The sequence below is a fragment of the Thermoanaerobacter mathranii subsp. mathranii str. A3 genome (assembly GCF_000092965.1).
GTDB classification, from domain to species: domain Bacteria; phylum Bacillota; class Thermoanaerobacteria; order Thermoanaerobacterales; family Thermoanaerobacteraceae; genus Thermoanaerobacter; species Thermoanaerobacter thermocopriae.
Genome location: NC_014209.1, coordinates 1,032,257 through 1,046,599 on the forward strand (window position 1 = coordinate 1,032,257; position 14,343 = coordinate 1,046,599).

16 protein-coding genes are annotated in these 14,343 nt (G+C 32.6%); 11 read left to right on the forward strand and 5 right to left on the reverse strand.

The annotated features are described in order from the left end of the window. Positions 1 to 39 precede the first annotated feature (39 nt). Positions 40 to 546 carry a type 1 glutamine amidotransferase domain-containing protein gene (locus TMATH_RS05015; protein WP_013150197.1) on the reverse strand — a complete coding sequence of 169 codons (507 nt, stop codon included), beginning with the start codon at positions 544 to 546 and terminating at the stop codon, positions 40 to 42. A 433-nt stretch (positions 547 to 979) separates the two neighbouring features. Here TMATH_RS05015 and TMATH_RS05020 point away from each other — a divergent pair, with 433 nt between their 5' ends. The 3 genes from TMATH_RS05020 to TMATH_RS05030 all read left to right on the forward strand — a co-directional run bounded on the left by TMATH_RS05020 (position 980) and on the right by TMATH_RS05030 (position 3,748). Then, a complete protein-coding gene (locus TMATH_RS05020) occupies positions 980 to 2,800 on the forward strand; it encodes an NAD(P)/FAD-dependent oxidoreductase (protein WP_041591646.1) in 1,821 nt (606 codons plus the stop codon). A gap of 11 nt (positions 2,801 to 2,811) precedes the next feature. Further along, positions 2,812 to 3,408, forward strand: a complete 597-nt coding sequence (locus TMATH_RS05025; RefSeq protein ID WP_013150199.1) for an alpha/beta fold hydrolase — start codon at positions 2,812 to 2,814, stop codon at positions 3,406 to 3,408. A gap of 124 nt (positions 3,409 to 3,532) precedes the next feature. Then, a complete protein-coding gene (locus TMATH_RS05030; protein ID WP_013150200.1) occupies positions 3,533 to 3,748 on the forward strand; it encodes an ATP-binding protein in 216 nt (71 codons plus the stop codon). A gap of 22 nt (positions 3,749 to 3,770) precedes the next feature. On the opposite strand, the gene TMATH_RS05035 is transcribed toward TMATH_RS05030, so the two are convergent. Then, complete coding sequence (locus tag TMATH_RS05035) at positions 3,771 to 5,003, reverse strand: M48 family metallopeptidase (RefSeq protein ID WP_013150201.1); 1,233 nt, start codon at positions 5,001 to 5,003, stop codon at positions 3,771 to 3,773. Positions 5,004 to 5,128: 125 nt separating this feature from the next. On the opposite strand from TMATH_RS05035, the gene TMATH_RS05040 reads away from it, so the two are divergent. Further along, entirely contained in the window at positions 5,129 to 6,817 is a 1,689-nt protein-coding gene (locus TMATH_RS05040) for a B12-binding domain-containing radical SAM protein (protein WP_013150202.1), read from the forward strand. 153 nt (positions 6,818 to 6,970) lie between these two features. Beyond that, the gene (locus TMATH_RS05045; protein ID WP_013150203.1) at positions 6,971 to 7,495 is read left to right on the forward strand and encodes an O-acetyl-ADP-ribose deacetylase; all 525 of its coding nucleotides are present in this window, start codon (positions 6,971 to 6,973) and stop codon (positions 7,493 to 7,495) included. A gap of 36 nt (positions 7,496 to 7,531) precedes the next feature. Here the strand turns inward: TMATH_RS05045 and TMATH_RS05050 are convergent, their stop codons facing one another. Continuing rightward, positions 7,532 to 8,341 (reverse strand): undecaprenyl-diphosphate phosphatase, encoded by an 810-nt coding sequence (locus TMATH_RS05050; RefSeq protein ID WP_013150204.1) that lies wholly within the window; start codon positions 8,339 to 8,341, stop codon positions 7,532 to 7,534. A 143-nt stretch (positions 8,342 to 8,484) separates the two neighbouring features. Between TMATH_RS05050 and TMATH_RS05055 the strand changes: the two genes are divergently transcribed. Continuing rightward, positions 8,485 to 8,754, forward strand: coding sequence for a pro-sigmaK processing inhibitor BofA family protein (locus tag TMATH_RS05055; protein ID WP_028992740.1), 270 nt, complete (start codon positions 8,485 to 8,487; stop codon positions 8,752 to 8,754). 350 nt (positions 8,755 to 9,104) lie between these two features. Beyond that, entirely contained in the window at positions 9,105 to 9,305 is a 201-nt protein-coding gene (sspI, locus tag TMATH_RS05060; protein ID WP_013150206.1) for a small acid-soluble spore protein SspI, read from the forward strand. A 29-nt stretch (positions 9,306 to 9,334) separates the two neighbouring features. Here the strand turns inward: sspI and TMATH_RS05065 are convergent, their stop codons facing one another. Next, a complete protein-coding gene (locus TMATH_RS05065) occupies positions 9,335 to 10,690 on the reverse strand; it encodes a hypothetical protein (protein WP_013150207.1) in 1,356 nt (451 codons plus the stop codon). 96 nt (positions 10,691 to 10,786) lie between these two features. On the opposite strand from TMATH_RS05065, the gene TMATH_RS05070 reads away from it, so the two are divergent. Together TMATH_RS05070 and TMATH_RS05075 are read left to right on the forward strand one after the other, a co-directional pair. Then, the gene (locus TMATH_RS05070) at positions 10,787 to 11,053 is read left to right on the forward strand and encodes a DUF1294 domain-containing protein (protein ID WP_013150208.1); all 267 of its coding nucleotides are present in this window, start codon (positions 10,787 to 10,789) and stop codon (positions 11,051 to 11,053) included. A gap of 100 nt (positions 11,054 to 11,153) precedes the next feature. Next, positions 11,154 to 12,332 (forward strand): FprA family A-type flavoprotein, encoded by a 1,179-nt coding sequence (locus TMATH_RS05075; protein ID WP_013150209.1) that lies wholly within the window; start codon positions 11,154 to 11,156, stop codon positions 12,330 to 12,332. 17 nt (positions 12,333 to 12,349) lie between these two features. Here the strand turns inward: TMATH_RS05075 and arsC are convergent, their stop codons facing one another. After that, positions 12,350 to 12,787 carry an arsenate reductase (thioredoxin) gene (arsC, locus tag TMATH_RS05080; protein ID WP_013150210.1) on the reverse strand — a complete coding sequence of 146 codons (438 nt, stop codon included), beginning with the start codon at positions 12,785 to 12,787 and terminating at the stop codon, positions 12,350 to 12,352. A 123-nt stretch (positions 12,788 to 12,910) separates the two neighbouring features. Here arsC and TMATH_RS05085 point away from each other — a divergent pair, with 123 nt between their 5' ends. Beyond that, the gene (locus TMATH_RS05085; protein WP_012995037.1) at positions 12,911 to 13,219 is read left to right on the forward strand and encodes a hypothetical protein; all 309 of its coding nucleotides are present in this window, start codon (positions 12,911 to 12,913) and stop codon (positions 13,217 to 13,219) included. 216 nt (positions 13,220 to 13,435) lie between these two features. Continuing rightward, complete coding sequence (gnd, locus tag TMATH_RS05090; RefSeq protein ID WP_013150211.1) at positions 13,436 to 14,332, forward strand: phosphogluconate dehydrogenase (NAD(+)-dependent, decarboxylating); 897 nt, start codon at positions 13,436 to 13,438, stop codon at positions 14,330 to 14,332. The last annotated feature ends 11 nt before the right edge of the window (positions 14,333 to 14,343 follow it).

Below are 14,343 nucleotides of genomic sequence, written 5' to 3' on the forward strand. Positions count from 1 at the left end.
CCCCGTCACTTATTAGGGGGTTCGCAATAAAAAGTATAATTATTTAACCTTTTCAATTATAGCTTTTACAAAAGCTACTAAATCGTTAGGAGTTCTGGAGGTTATTAAATTTCCATCTACAACTACTTCTTCATCTACATACTGGGCTCCTGCATTTATTAAATCATCTTTTATTGAGAAAAAGCTTGTAACTTTTTTTTCTTTTAAATTGCAGGCGGAAGCCATAATCCATGGTCCATGGCAAATAGCTGCTATGGTTTTTTGCAGTTTGTCCATTTCTTTGACGAAATTAATAGTGTCATTACATCTTCTCATATGATCAGGTGAATAACCGCCGGGGATTATTACTGCATCGTAATCTTCGGCTTTTACATCTTTAGAAGCATGGGTGCTTTTCATTGGATATCCATGTTTTCCTGTATATACTTTGTCTTTTTCTGGACCTATTAAATGTACTTCATATCCCTCTTCTTTGAGCCTATAGTATGGATATAGTAGTTCTGGCTCTTCATACATATTCTCAATTAAGATAGCAATTTTTTTCATAAGAATTCACCTCTTAGAATTTTTATAGTTAACATTATTGTAACATTTATGGCAACCTATGTCAAGAATTAAAATTGTAAACAAAATTCTCTATTGTTTCAAAAACCTCTCGAGTACTGCTTCATCTTCTCGAGAGCTTCATCTATTAATGAGGAGATTCTTTTAGCATATTCTTTTAAAACTTTTCCTGCATAAGTTAATGAGTTTTTTATTTATTCTTTCAAATATTTTATGTTATGGACGGTTGAGTCATGCAAAGTTTTTTTCGGCTTTAGACATACTTCTTTCTTGGCAGACAGTTAAAAAAATTTTTAATTGGCGTAAGTTCACATTATCACCTCATAAGTTTGTACTTATGGGTATTATAAAATTATACTATTTTACTTATAATGATACAAGAGGTACAATATTAATTACGAAAGAGGTGATAAATATGCTATTGAAAGAAGGTAAAATAGGAAAGATTAAGTTAAAAAACAGACTAATTATGTTACCGACTGTCACAAATTTATCAAACGAAGGCTTTGTAAGCGAAAGAGAAGTGGAATATTATAAAAGAAGGTCAAAAGGTGTTTCATTGGTCATTGTAGGTGCGAGTTACGTAAACAAATTAGGAAAATTTTTCATAAATCAAATTGGAATAGATGACTATGATAAAATAGAAGGCCTTAAAAGATTATCGGAAGTCATACGTCAAAACGGTGCAAAAGCTGGTATTCAACTTGCAATGCACAATCCAAAATACAAGCCATCAGATTTTACAAAACAACAAATACAAGGCTTTGTACAAGATTTTGTAGAGGCAGCAATAAGGGCAGAAAAATCTGGTTTTGATGCTGTGGAGTTGCACTTTGCTCATGGTTGGTTTGTCAATCAATTTTTATCTCCTGATACAAACAAAAGGACTGACGAATACGGAGGAAATTTTGAAGGAAGGACTAAATTTGCAATCGACATATTGCGAGGAGTTAAAAAAGCTCTTCCGGAGATGACAGTAATTTGCAGGATTAATGGCAGTGATTTTACAGATGGAGGCTTTACAATTGATGAGAGTGTAAGATTTGCAAAACTGCTTGAAGGTTATGGTGCTGATGCTTTAGATATATCGGGAGGTGTATCTTCCACATCGGAATATCATATTTCTCCTATGGGAATTGAGGACAGGCCTTTGATTGGAGTTGTAAAGAGGATAAAAGAAAATGTGACTATACCTGTCATAGCAGTTGATAAGCTGGGCAGTGTTTACGACTGGGAAAAAATTTTAGAAGATGGTATAGCTGATTTTATAGGGATAGCGCGTGGTTTCATAGGAGACCCTGATTTAGTTGAAAAGTTGATAAAAGGAGAAGAAGAGGATATTAGGTATTGCATTCACTGCAATCAGGCGTGTATTGCATACATTCAAAAAGGGCTTTCTGTTTCTTGTATGATTAATCCAGAGGTAGGAAGAGAAAAGGAATTTGAAGTAAAGACCGATAAACCTTTAAATATAGCTGTAATTGGCGGAGGACCAGCAGGTATGTCTGCAGCCAAATATCTTGCTAAAAAAGGCCATAATGTTACCTTGTTTGAAAAAGAAAATAAACTTGGTGGACAATTAAATGTAGCAAAAGTGCCTCCTCATAAACAAGAGATAGGAAAAGTTATTGAATATCTGGAAAATGATTTAAAAAAATACAATGTCATGGTACATTTAAATAAAAAAATTAGTTTAAGTGAAATAAAAGAAATGCCTTATGATAAAATTGTTATTGCTACAGGCTCAAAGCCAGCCAAAATCGATTTAGATACAGATATAAAGCCTTACACAGCTATTGAAGTATTAGAAGGAAATATTCCAAAAGGAAAAGATATTGCAATAATTGGTGGAGGACTTACTGGCCTTGAGACAGCCGAATACCTTGCTGAAAAAGGGAAAAATGTGACGGTTTTAGAGATAAAAGAAGAAGTTGGCGAAGGGATATACCCAATGGTTAAAAAACTGCTTTTAAATAGATTAAAAGACCTGAAAGTGAATATAATCACAAATGCTTTAATAAAAGAGATATCTGGCGGAAAACTTATGTATACCTCTAATGACACATATAAAGTGGTCAAAGTGGAGGATATAGTTTTAGCAGTTGGAAATTTACCTGATACTGAATTTGAGGAACTGAAAAATGAGGACAGATATTATTTCATTGGCGACTGCAAAACTGTTGCTTCTGCAGTAGAAGCGATAAGGGATGGAGCGGAGCTTTCACTAATTATATAGAGGTGATTCAAATGGTTATAAAAAGTGAGTATGTAGTTATAAAAGGAAGAAAAATCTATTATTTAGAAATGGGTAAAGATGACAGTAAGGAGACGGTAATTTTATTACACGGAAAAAGGTACAACGCCTATGATTGGATAAATTCAGGAATAGCTGAAAATTTATCTAATGAAGGGTTTAAGGTGATATGCCTCGAGCTTCCCGGATATGGTTCTTCTGAAGAGTGTGATTTGGAAAAGGAAGAGGTTTTATTAGAATTTGTAAAAAACTTAAATATATCTTCTTTTCATCTTGTAGCTCCCTCTTTTAGCGGGGAAATATCTATAAAATTTACTCTCAAATATGGCAATTTGCTTAAAAGTTTGACAATTGTGGACAGTATAAATGTAGATAAATACAAAGAAAAATTAAATGAAATATATGTGAAAACATTGATTGTATGGGGGAAGAAGGATGAAATTGCACCCTATGAATTTGCAGAGATATTAAAAAATAATATTAAAAACAGTACATTGTTTGTGTTTGAAAATTTGGGACATACCTGTTATTTTGATGATGCAAAAAAGTTCTCTGAGGTGTTAATAAATTTTATAAAGGGCTTAAATTAAAGAGGCTGTCTTTAGGATGGCCTTTTTTTATGCCTTTAATATGTTGACAAATATAAAATTTTGTGTATAATGTATACATGATACCCCTAAACAGAGGGGGAGTATTTATAATGGAGGTAGAATCATGAGAGTAGCAAGAATCAATGAAAATATATGCGACAGGTCACCTTTTTGTCCAGCAGCAATGAGTTGTAAATTTAAGGCTTTTAAAGTTACGTTTGGAGGGGCATTTAGGATAAACATAAGTATTGATGAAGAAAAATGCACAGGGTGTGGTGTTTGTACGAGATATTGTCCTCACGGTGCAATTGAAATGGTTGAAAAAGAAAAAGCTTCATAAAAATAAGGCACACTTCAGTGCCTTATTTTACATTTACCTTTTCTACCAATTTAATCCTATGCATTGTAGAAGGATGAGAATAAAAAAACCATTCTATAAAAGGTGGCGGAGCTACATCCGATAAGCTTTTTCTAGCAAGGTCAATTTGAAGTTTTATTACAGGTTCTTTATTATGAAGGTATTCTACAGATAATAAATCTGCTTGTTTTTCCATCTGCCTTGATATGTAATTTTGTATTGGGTTAGTATCAAAATTTATAAGCAGTACAAACAAATATATCATTGCTAAAACTGCAGGAGTCATTCTTTTACCATGAGGGAGAAATAAGCTTGAGTGAATTAAAATATTAAGAAAATATAGACTTATTACAAGTCCCACTATGCTTATTAACATACTTTTTAATACGTGGTTTTCTTTCCAGTGTCCTGCTTCATGGGCTATAACTGCCTTTATGTCCTCTTCTGGATAATTTTTTAGTAGTGTATCATACAATACAATCCTACTTGTCTTCCCAAATCCATAAAAGTAGGCGTTGGCAAGAGTAGTCCTTTTACTTGCATCCATTTCTTGAATCTTATCAATTTTTATTCCTGCATTTTTTGATATTTCCTTTACCATGTTTATTATTTTTTGGTCTTTGATTGGGGTAAATTTATTAAATAAAGGTGCTATAAAAGTAGGATAGACGTAAATTTGCACAAACATAACTATTGTTAGAAAAATGGCGGCACTTAACCACCAGTTATTAGGCCACTTGTTTAGAGCTGCAAATAAGAGCAATGCCCCTATTGAGGAAAAGGTAAAATCTAAAGCCGCGCTTTTTAAATAGTCGTTCCACCAAGAAGCTATTGTCTGAACAGAAAATCCCCATTCTACTTGAACAGAATGGCTTAAAAGGCTAAAGGGTAGAGATATTAACCTTAAAATTACCCATAAGGCAATGAAATATAAAAAGACATTCACATAGTATTTACCTGAAGCTAATTTTTCGGTATAGTATGAAAGCTTAATAGCATTATTCCCAAATACAAACCATATCAAAAAAATTGTTTTTGTCAAAAAGGAAGTTATGTAAATTAATCGATTTATTCTATGATATTTTTGCGCTTTTGCTATTTCTGCAGGAGTAAAATATTTGTAGACTTGATCAGATATATTTCCTGGAAATAATGTATAATAAAGGTATAGAGTAGAGAAAATTGTGGTTATCAATATAAGTATTAGCCAAAATTTGTTGAATTTTATAAAAGCCATAGTCTTCAATCCTTTCACAAAATTTTACTTAACAATATTATATTACAATACGAAAATTATTTGCTTTTTTGTGCAAATGTTTATATTATATATTTGTAAAATGTAGTAAAATGCGAGGGATATATATGAGAACACTTCTTGTAGGAATCAATGCAAAATATTATCACACAAATCTTGCTATAAGAAATATAAGAAAGTTTTGTCATCCTTATGATATAGAGATTTTTGAAACTACTATAAATGATAGTACAGATTTTATGCTAGAAAGTGTTGTTGAAAAGAAACCAGACGTAGTAGGTATATCTTGTTACATATGGAATATAGAAATAGCATTAAATTTGGCTGAAAATATAAAAAAAATTCTTCCGAAGACAATATTAGTTTTAGGAGGGCCTGAAGCTTCTTATGATGTAGATTATCTTTTGTCAAAAGGCTTTGTAGATTACATAGTTTTGGGGGAAGGGGAAATTGCTTTTAAAGAATTACTGGAGGCGTTAGAAGGGAAAAGAAATATAAAAAATGTTTCAGGAATTAGTTACAAATTTAATGGACAAGTAATAATTCAACCGCAAAAAGATTATGTCAATTTAGATGAAATTCCCATATCTTATGAGGGAGAGGAAGACTTGAGCAATAAACTTGCATATTATGAAACTTCAAGAGGCTGTCCTTTTAAATGTGCTTATTGTCTTTCTTCTATTGATAACAAGTTGAGATATGAAAGCATTGAAAAAGTGGAAAAAGATTTAAAATGGTTTGTGGATAAGGGAGTGAAAATATTAAAACTTATTGATAGGTCTTTTAATGCAAACAGAAAAAGGGCAAAGGAAATTTTAAACATTATGAAAAAAATAGGTGGAGATATTGTATTTCACTGCGAAGTTAACCCTGAGCTTGTAGATAAAGAGTTTATAGAAGAATTAAAAGGGTTGGAAAAAAGAATACAGTTTGAAGTAGGAATTCAGACTACAAATAAGAATAGCTTAAAAAAGATATCTCGTACTACTGCCGTTGAAAAATCCTTGAGAGGAATAAAACTGCTTAAAGAGGCGGGAATAAAACTGCATGTAGATTTGATAGCGGGACTTCCTGAAGATAGCTTTAAAACTTTTAGTAAAGCTTTTGATGACGTGTATAATTTAAAACCTGATGAAATACAGCTGGGATTTTTAAAAGTTTTAAAAGGTACCCCTTTAAAGAGAAAAGTAGAGGAGTTTAATATAGTTTATAATAGCAAACCTCCATATGAGGTCTTATATACAAAGGATATTAGTTACCAAGAGTTAGTTATTTTAAAAGGTATAGCATTTCTTTTGAACAAATACTATAATTCCGGTAAATTTAAAAAAGCTCTTGAATATTTGGAGAATAAATTTAAAAGGCCGTTTGACTTTTATCTTGAATTTTATAAGTATTGGAAAGAAAACAAGCTATTATATAAAAATCATTCATTAAAAGCTTTATACGATATTTTGTATAAATTTTCTATTGAGACACTCGATGTTAATGAGGATTTAATAAAAGACATTATAAAATTTGATTTTTTGTATTTTAATGTTGCCAAAGATTTACCTGATTGTGTAAAAGAAAAATATGAGAAAGGTCAAGAAATTTTTAAAAAGTATCTTAAAGATGAAAATTGGTTGAAAAGAAATCTTCCACAAGCTGTTGGACTTTCCAATCTTGAATTGTCAAAGAGAGTGACTTATGAATTTTTTAAACACGATGTGACAGCAGATTTTAAAAAAGAAAATTTAATAATAATTTTTCTTCATGGAGAAGAACAAACTTATTATGCAAAATTAATTTTGTGAATTTGTTTTTAGAGGTAAATTGGTTACTTTGATAAATCTTTTAGAAAAAAGGGAATAAATTTACGGAAAATATGAAAACACAATGTCGTGAAAATATCAGTTTTTTGTGATATAATTTTAAGCGTAAATAAAAATTAAAATTAGGGTGATGAAATGAAAGAGAGAATAAAATTAATAAAGGGGAATATTGTGGATCAAGAAGTAGATGCTATTGTGAATGCTGCGAATTCTTCTTTGTCTGGAGGTGGTGGGGTAGACGGAGCTATTCATAGAGCGGGTGGCCCTTCTATCGCTGAGGAGTGCAGAGTTATAAGAGAAAAACAAGGGGGTTGTCCTACAGGTCATGCGGTTATAACTGGAGCAGGTAATTTAAAGGCTAAATATGTGATTCACGCTGTAGGACCTATTTGGAAAGGCGGCAATCATAATGAGGATAATTTATTAGCAAGTGCTTACATAGAAAGCCTTAAATTGGCGGATGAATACAATGTAAAAACTATAGCTTTTCCCTCTATAAGCACAGGAGCTTACGGTTTTCCTATAGAAAGAGCGGCAAAAATAGCTTTAAGAGTAGTATCTGATTATCTTGAAGGTAGCGACATAAAGGAAGTGAGATTTATACTTTTTAGCGATAAAGATTATGAAGTGTATTCAAAAGTCTATGAAGGACTGAGTTAAAGAGAGATAGACCAACATACGGGCCTATCTCTCGATTTATTTTACTATTTTTTGCGCCACCAGTAATATCATCAATACACCTACAACTAATCTATAATAAGCGAAAGGTTTTAAAGAGTGCCTGGTAAGATAAGATAAGAATTTATCGACGACAAATAAAGCTGTTAAGAATGACATGATAAAGCCTACTGTCAGGGCTTCCCATTCCAATAAAGACATGGCGCTAAAGCCCTTCAAAAGAGAAAAAATCGTTGCAGCAAACATTGTAGGTATTGCTAAAAAGAAGGAAAATTCCGCTGCAGCTTTAACTGACAATCCTGCGAGCATACCTCCCATTATAGTAGACGCCGACCGTGACATTCCTGGAAACAGGGACATAATTTGGGCTATACCTATTAACAAAGATTTTTTTGTATCTACTTTGTCCATGTTGTCAATTTTATACCTTTTTCCGAAAGCATCTTCTATAACTATCATCATTATTGCACCTACGATAAGGGCAATTGCTACAGTGAAGGGCGAAAATAAATGCTCTTCAATGTATTTGTGAGTAAGTAGTCCTATGACAGCTGCTGGTATAAAGGCTATAAAGATTTTGAACCACAAATTAAATCCCCAACTTCCGGGTTTCAAATTTTTAAGAGAAGCAAATATTTTTTTTCTGTAGTAGAATACAACTGCTAAGATAGCACCCAATTGAATGACGATTTCAAACATTGTGGCGAAGTTGCCTGTAAAATGTATAAAGTTGCCTACGATGATGAGATGTCCTGTGGAAGAAATGGGTAAAAATTCAGTTAATCCTTCCACTATTCCCATTATAAAAGCTTTAATTAATAGTTCCATTACCATACCCCTTTGTCTTAAATTTTGTAACCTCTATTATTTTATATGATTAATAAAGACTAATCAATTAAAAAGATACAAATTTAATTATTTTTAACTTGCGCAATATGATATAATTTAATCAAAATATGAGAGGTGATTGTATAGTGGTAGAAGGTACTTTTTCTTTTATTATTGCTATTTTAATCATAATTTTTATTTTATGGATTTTAGGTAAATCTCTAAGGTTAATGTTAAAATTTGTACTAAATGCCTTAGTGGGTTTTGTGATGCTTTTATTTTTTAATTTTTTTGGTGTTCTATTTGGGGTTTACTTGCCTGTCAATATAATTACTTCATTCATTACAGGAGTTTTTGGAATAGCAGGTATAGTAATTTTGTTGATTCTTAAATATTTATTCCATGTCATATAGGGTTAAGTTCCTTCTCAGGAACTTTCAGACTATAGACAAACTTTCGGAAATAGGATATTTTGCAATCGGTGCGACTTGTGACAAAGCGATAACAAAACTTAATGAGACCGAGGGTGGAGGCAGGGCCGAAGCCAAGGATGGCGGAGGCGGGCACTAAGACAAGGAGGTCGAATGTGCCCGGAACCCTGCCGGAACCCGAGGGTCGAGTTTAGTTTTGTCGCTTTGGAACACCGGAGTGACGATGCAAAATATCCTATTTAAAAAATTTTTTACTTTGTCAACAAACTGTTTTGTTTATTATTTTTTGTTTTGGGAATTATATTAGTGAATCTTACAATTGGAGGTATGTTATGGACATAAAGAAAGCTGTGCTTGACAACTTGAAAGGAAAAACAAAAGAGGAAATCAAAGGGTTTATACAGGAGGTTGTTGACAGCAAAGAGGAAAATGCAATACCAGGATTGGGGGTGATTTTTGAGGCGACGTGGGAAAAAATGACCGATGAAGAAAAAGACAGTATGATGAATTTGATAATGAGAGGAATATCTTAAAGGCCGAGGTTTAGTCCTCGGCTTTGTAATTATAATAAAAGTATTGTCACGAAATATGATGCTATAAGGCCTATTATTACAGGTAACATGTTTCTTTTAGCGATTTTTTCAGCTTCTACGTCTAGTACTGTCGAAACAGCTGCGATACTCCAAGGTATTATTGTACCTCCTCCTGTCCATATTGCGGTTATCTGTCCTATAGAGGCTAAAATTGCTGGGTTTAAATTTAAAGTTGAAGAAAAAGTTTTAGCGATAGCACCTATTAAAGGAAGGCCTGAGAATCCAGAGCCGGATAAACCGGTTAGAACTCCTAATGAAAATTCTAATAAAGAAACAGTGTACTTATTTAATGGAATGTGATGAGATAAATACATTCCTAAATCTACAAGATATCCTTTTGCATGAGGACTTATAACTTCCTTTGCCATGCTTGTTTCTCCAAGAAGAAAAAAGGCGCTGATGACTATAATTGGGGCAAAAGTTCTCATTCCAGTTATAAAACCTTCTTTTAAGTATTCACGGGTTTTGGCTAAAAAATTTTTTTGGACTATAGTAGATGCGATTAAAACTATTATAGATGTTCCACCTATTAAGGCAGTGGCCGCATTAGAGTGAATTCTAAATAACATCATCAAAATTATGTCTAAAATAAAAAGTCCTACTGCGATTATTGAAACCACCACACTACTAAAAGGAGGAAAAGGTTTGTCAACGCTATTAATGTCTAAATGATTGTTTTGCTGTTGTTTTTTACTCTGCTGCAATGTAATAAAATAAAGTATAAGAATGCTTACAGTTGAGGCTGTAGCCCAGATAGGTAAGCTTGTCAATATTAATGTGAGGATTGGTATGCCTGCTGCCCTGGCTGTTATAGAGGGAGCTCCTTGTATGAAAAAGTCACTTGACAATGCTACCCCAAAGCCAAAAATTGAAACAATAGAGGCAAGACTTATTTTGTTAATACCCGATTTTAAAGCGGGATTGATGAGGACTGTGCCGAGTAAGCCCACTGCAGGTGCAGGCCATATAAAAAATGATAAAAACATCGTTAAAAAGCCGATTATCCAAAAAGAAAAAGTAGGAGTTTTTAAATATTTTATAAATGGTTTAGTTATGATTATATCTGCGCCTATATCATCTAAAGCTTTTGACATAGATATTATAAGTGATATTATTACTATAATTTGCCATAGCCTTTTTCCTGACACAAAAATTGCAGTGTAGAGTATTTGAACGGCTTTTAAGATATTTCCAGTTGATAGAAATCCAATTAAAAATATTGCTAATATTATGGGTAGAATTATATCTTTTCTCATTAAAAGTAAAATCAATATAATTAAAATCATTATTAGATATGCTATGTGGGATGCAGTCAAGGTAACCATTTCAACACCTCTCAATATTTTTCATAGTTTTATGATAGCTATATTTTGAGTTTTTATACCTTTTATAAAGTGGTATAATTGTTATGAGGTGTTATAATGAACAAGATTGAAATAATTGCTTTATTAACTTTAAATGTATTTTCTTTTGTTTTAATGGGTATTGATAAGTATAAAGCGCTACATAAACTTTGGAGAATAAGTGAAAAGACCTTTTTCTTTTTAGCACTATTTGGTGGTTCAATAGGCATATGGCTCGGCATGTATTTTTTTAGACATAAGACGAGGCATAAATTATTTACAATAGGAATACCATTTATTATTTTTTGCCAAATTTTATTGTTTTCTTACATAAAAGTTTGGTAAAACAATGCATATAATAAAAACTTGCAAGAAAAACTATTTTTTTTATAAAAAATTATTTGCTATAATAGAGTTGAGAAATTAACAAATAGGAGGAATACCGATGAAAGCAATGGCTATAAAACCAGGAGTAAGTAAAATTGGCGCAGTACATTGGGAGAGAAGATTATTCGACTCTTTAATACCCCTGCCAGATGGTACGAGTTATAATGCTTATTTGGTAGAAGGAGAGGATAAAATAGCCCTTTTGGATACTGTAGATCCAATGACTTCAGATGTTTTGATAGAACAGTTAAAGGATGTAGAAAAAATTGATTATATAATAGCACATCATGCAGAGCAAGACCATTCGGGATGTATTCCTTTAGTCCTTGAGAAATATAAAGAGGCTAAGGTGATATGTACTCCTAAAGCAAAAACTTTTTTAATGGATTTACTTTTAATACCTGAAGACAAATTTATTACTGTAGAAGACGGTGAAACTTTAGATTTAGGAGGAAAGACGTTAAAATTCATACATGCCCCGTGGGTACATTGGCCAGAAACAATGTTTACTTACCTTGTAGAAGATAAAATCCTTTTTACGTGTGACTTTTTAGGTTCCCACCTTGCAACTTCTGAACTTTATGCAACAGATGAGTGCAAAGTGTATGAGGCAGCAAAAAGGTACTATGCAGAAATAATGATGCCTTTTAGAAACTTTATAGAAAAGGACTTAGAGAAAATAAAAGATTTAGATATAGATATAATTGCTCCCAGTCATGGTCCTGTGTACAATAACCCTAAATTTATCTTAGATGCTTATGATGAATGGGTTAATGCAGAACCTAAAAATATAGTCGTAATACCTTATGCTACCATGCACGGCAGTGTGAAAAAAATGGTGGAATACCTACAGACTGCTCTTGTGGCAAAGGGCGTCATTGTAAAGCCTTTTGATTTGTCTGTTACAGATATAGGTGAATTGGCTATGGCATTAGTGGATGCTGCTACAATAGTTATAGGTACTCCAACAGTACTTACCGGTGCTCATCCAATGGTGGTTTATGCTACTTATTTGGCCAATGCTTTAAAGCCAAAGACAAAGTTTGTTTCAATTATAGGCTCTTATAATTGGGGTAGCAGGGCACAAGATCAGCTTTCTCAAATGATTACCAATTTAAAAGTAGAGGTTATTTCACCAATTTTCATAAAAGGATTCCCAAAAGAAGAAGACTTTAAGGCTCTTGATAAATTAGCTGAGGAAATAGTGAAAAAACATGAAGAGGCTGGAATTTTATAATTTAAAAGCACTCGTGATTAGTACGAGTGCTTTTTTATGTCTTCTATCAAATTTTTTACATTTTCTTTGATTATATCTCTTATTTCACGAAATTTATTTAAAACTTCTTCTTCTGTGCCTGTTGCTCTTGCAGGATCTTCTAAGTCCCAATGGAGGCTTTTTATTGAAGGAGGCAAAGCAGGACATTTATCTCTTGCATCACCACATAAAGTTATCACATAATCTGCTTTAAAAAGGATATTTTCATCCAATAAATCGGAAGTTTGATTGCTTATGTCAATTCCTATTTCCTTCATAACTTGTACAGCTTTTGGGTTTAAACCGTGAGCTTCTACACCACCACTATATACTTCAAAATCACCTTTTCCATAATATTTGCCAAAACCTTCTGCCATTTGACTTCTACAGGAATTGCCAGTGCATATAAAATACAAAATTTTTTTATTTTTTGACACGTAACATCCCCCTTTTTCGTTTATTCACAAGTTATTATAAATGATGGTAGATTATAAAACAATCCACTTTTTGTTAAGAATATGTTAAATTCTTTTGAGTAAAATAAAGTAGAGGTGATATTCATGTTGAATTATCCATACGGGCAAAATTCCCTAGCGCCCGGTATAATTGTTTCATCAGATAATGGAAATGCAAATTTAAAAGTACCAACAGATACATTTAGTATATATGTAAATGAAGAATATGTAGGAGATAAAATTCTTATTGCGCAAGGGGATTTAGGGAAAAATTCTGTAAAGGAGTACCTTATGAATCAAGGTTTTACGGATTTTAGCTATACAATTGATGGAAAAAATATTTATATAGACACATATGAAGAAAATGCTAAAAATATGATAAATTATTTAAAAGTGTATTTAAGAATAAGGTAAAAGGGACTAAAATAGGTCCCTTTTAAATTTTGTTATATTGTAAATAAAAACACGGAAAAATAATAGTGTAAAGGTATTAAGCAGGGTTTTTCCCTGTTTTTTAAATGAAAGCATGTGATTTTCGTAATTTAAAATTTTAAAATGTATGATATAATTATATAACACCCTCAACTAAAAAATATTATACAACAATAATTATTATTAAGGAGGATTTATATGAAGGTAGGTTTAATTGGATTAGGACGAATGGGATTTAATCTTGCTTTAAATATTAAAGACCATGGGCATGAGGTAGTGGTATATAACAGGTCACCTGAGAAAATAAAGGAGGCTGAAAAGGCAGGAATAAAAGGAGCTTATACAATTGAAGATTTAGTAAAAAACCTTGAAAGAAGAAGAATAATATGGCTTATGGTACCTGCAGGAGACCCTGTTGACGAAATGATAGAAAAATTAGTTCCCTTGCTTGAAGAACATGACATCATAATAGACGGCGGCAATTCCTACTATAAAGATACTTTAAGAAGGTATGAGATGCTTAAAGAAAAGGGAATTGATTTTGTAGATGTTGGAACAAGCGGAGGAATTGAAGGAGCAAGGCATGGGGCTTGTACCATGATAGGAGCAGAAGATGAGGTCTTTAAATATATTGAACCTCTAATTAGGGATATAAGTGCGGAAAACGGTTATTTACATACAGGAAAAAACGGTTCAGGACATTTTGCAAAAATGGTTCATAACGGCATAGAATACGGAATGATGCAGGCTATAGGAGAGGGTTTTGAAGTTTTAGAGAAGAGTCAGTTTGATTTTGATTTAAAAGAAGTGGCTAGAGTTTGGAGCCATGGCTCAGTAATTCGCGGATGGCTTATGGAGCTTATGGAAAAAGCTTTTGAAAAAGACCCTAAATTATCTGGGATAAAAGGAATAATGCACTCTTCTGGAGAAGGACTCTGGACGGTAGAAGAAGCTTTAAACCTCAAAGTGCCAGTGCCTGTAATTGCACAGTCTTTATTTATGAGATATCGTTCAGAGCAAGAAGATACCTTTGCAGGAAAGGTTGTAGCTGCTTTGAGAAATGAGTTTGGAGGACATGCGGTGGAAAAGAATTAACACGAGGTGGT

Coding starts and splice junctions, on each gene's coding strand:
- TMATH_RS05025 (WP_013150199.1), top strand. CDS start 2,812: ATGGTTATAAAAAGTGAGTATGTAGTTATAAAAGGAAGAAAAATCTAT.
- TMATH_RS05045 (WP_013150203.1), top strand. CDS start 6,971: ATGAAAGAGAGAATAAAATTAATAAAGGGGAATATTGTGGATCAAGAA.
- TMATH_RS05085 (WP_012995037.1), top strand. CDS start 12,911: ATGTTGAATTATCCATACGGGCAAAATTCCCTAGCGCCCGGTATAATT.
- TMATH_RS05035 (WP_013150201.1), bottom strand. CDS start 5,003: ATGGCTTTTATAAAATTCAACAAATTTTGGCTAATACTTATATTGATA.
- TMATH_RS05075 (WP_013150209.1), top strand. CDS start 11,154: ATGAAAGCAATGGCTATAAAACCAGGAGTAAGTAAAATTGGCGCAGTA.
- TMATH_RS05065 (WP_013150207.1), bottom strand. CDS start 10,690: ATGGTTACCTTGACTGCATCCCACATAGCATATCTAATAATGATTTTA.
- TMATH_RS05050 (WP_013150204.1), bottom strand. CDS start 8,341: ATGGAACTATTAATTAAAGCTTTTATAATGGGAATAGTGGAAGGATTA.
- TMATH_RS05040 (WP_013150202.1), top strand. CDS start 5,129: ATGAGAACACTTCTTGTAGGAATCAATGCAAAATATTATCACACAAAT.
- TMATH_RS05020 (WP_041591646.1), top strand. CDS start 980: ATGCTATTGAAAGAAGGTAAAATAGGAAAGATTAAGTTAAAAAACAGA.
- TMATH_RS05070 (WP_013150208.1), top strand. CDS start 10,787: ATGAACAAGATTGAAATAATTGCTTTATTAACTTTAAATGTATTTTCT.
- TMATH_RS05030 (WP_013150200.1), top strand. CDS start 3,533: ATGAGAGTAGCAAGAATCAATGAAAATATATGCGACAGGTCACCTTTT.
- sspI (WP_013150206.1), top strand. CDS start 9,105: ATGGACATAAAGAAAGCTGTGCTTGACAACTTGAAAGGAAAAACAAAA.
- gnd (WP_013150211.1), top strand. CDS start 13,436: ATGAAGGTAGGTTTAATTGGATTAGGACGAATGGGATTTAATCTTGCT.
- TMATH_RS05015 (WP_013150197.1), bottom strand. CDS start 546: ATGAAAAAAATTGCTATCTTAATTGAGAATATGTATGAAGAGCCAGAA.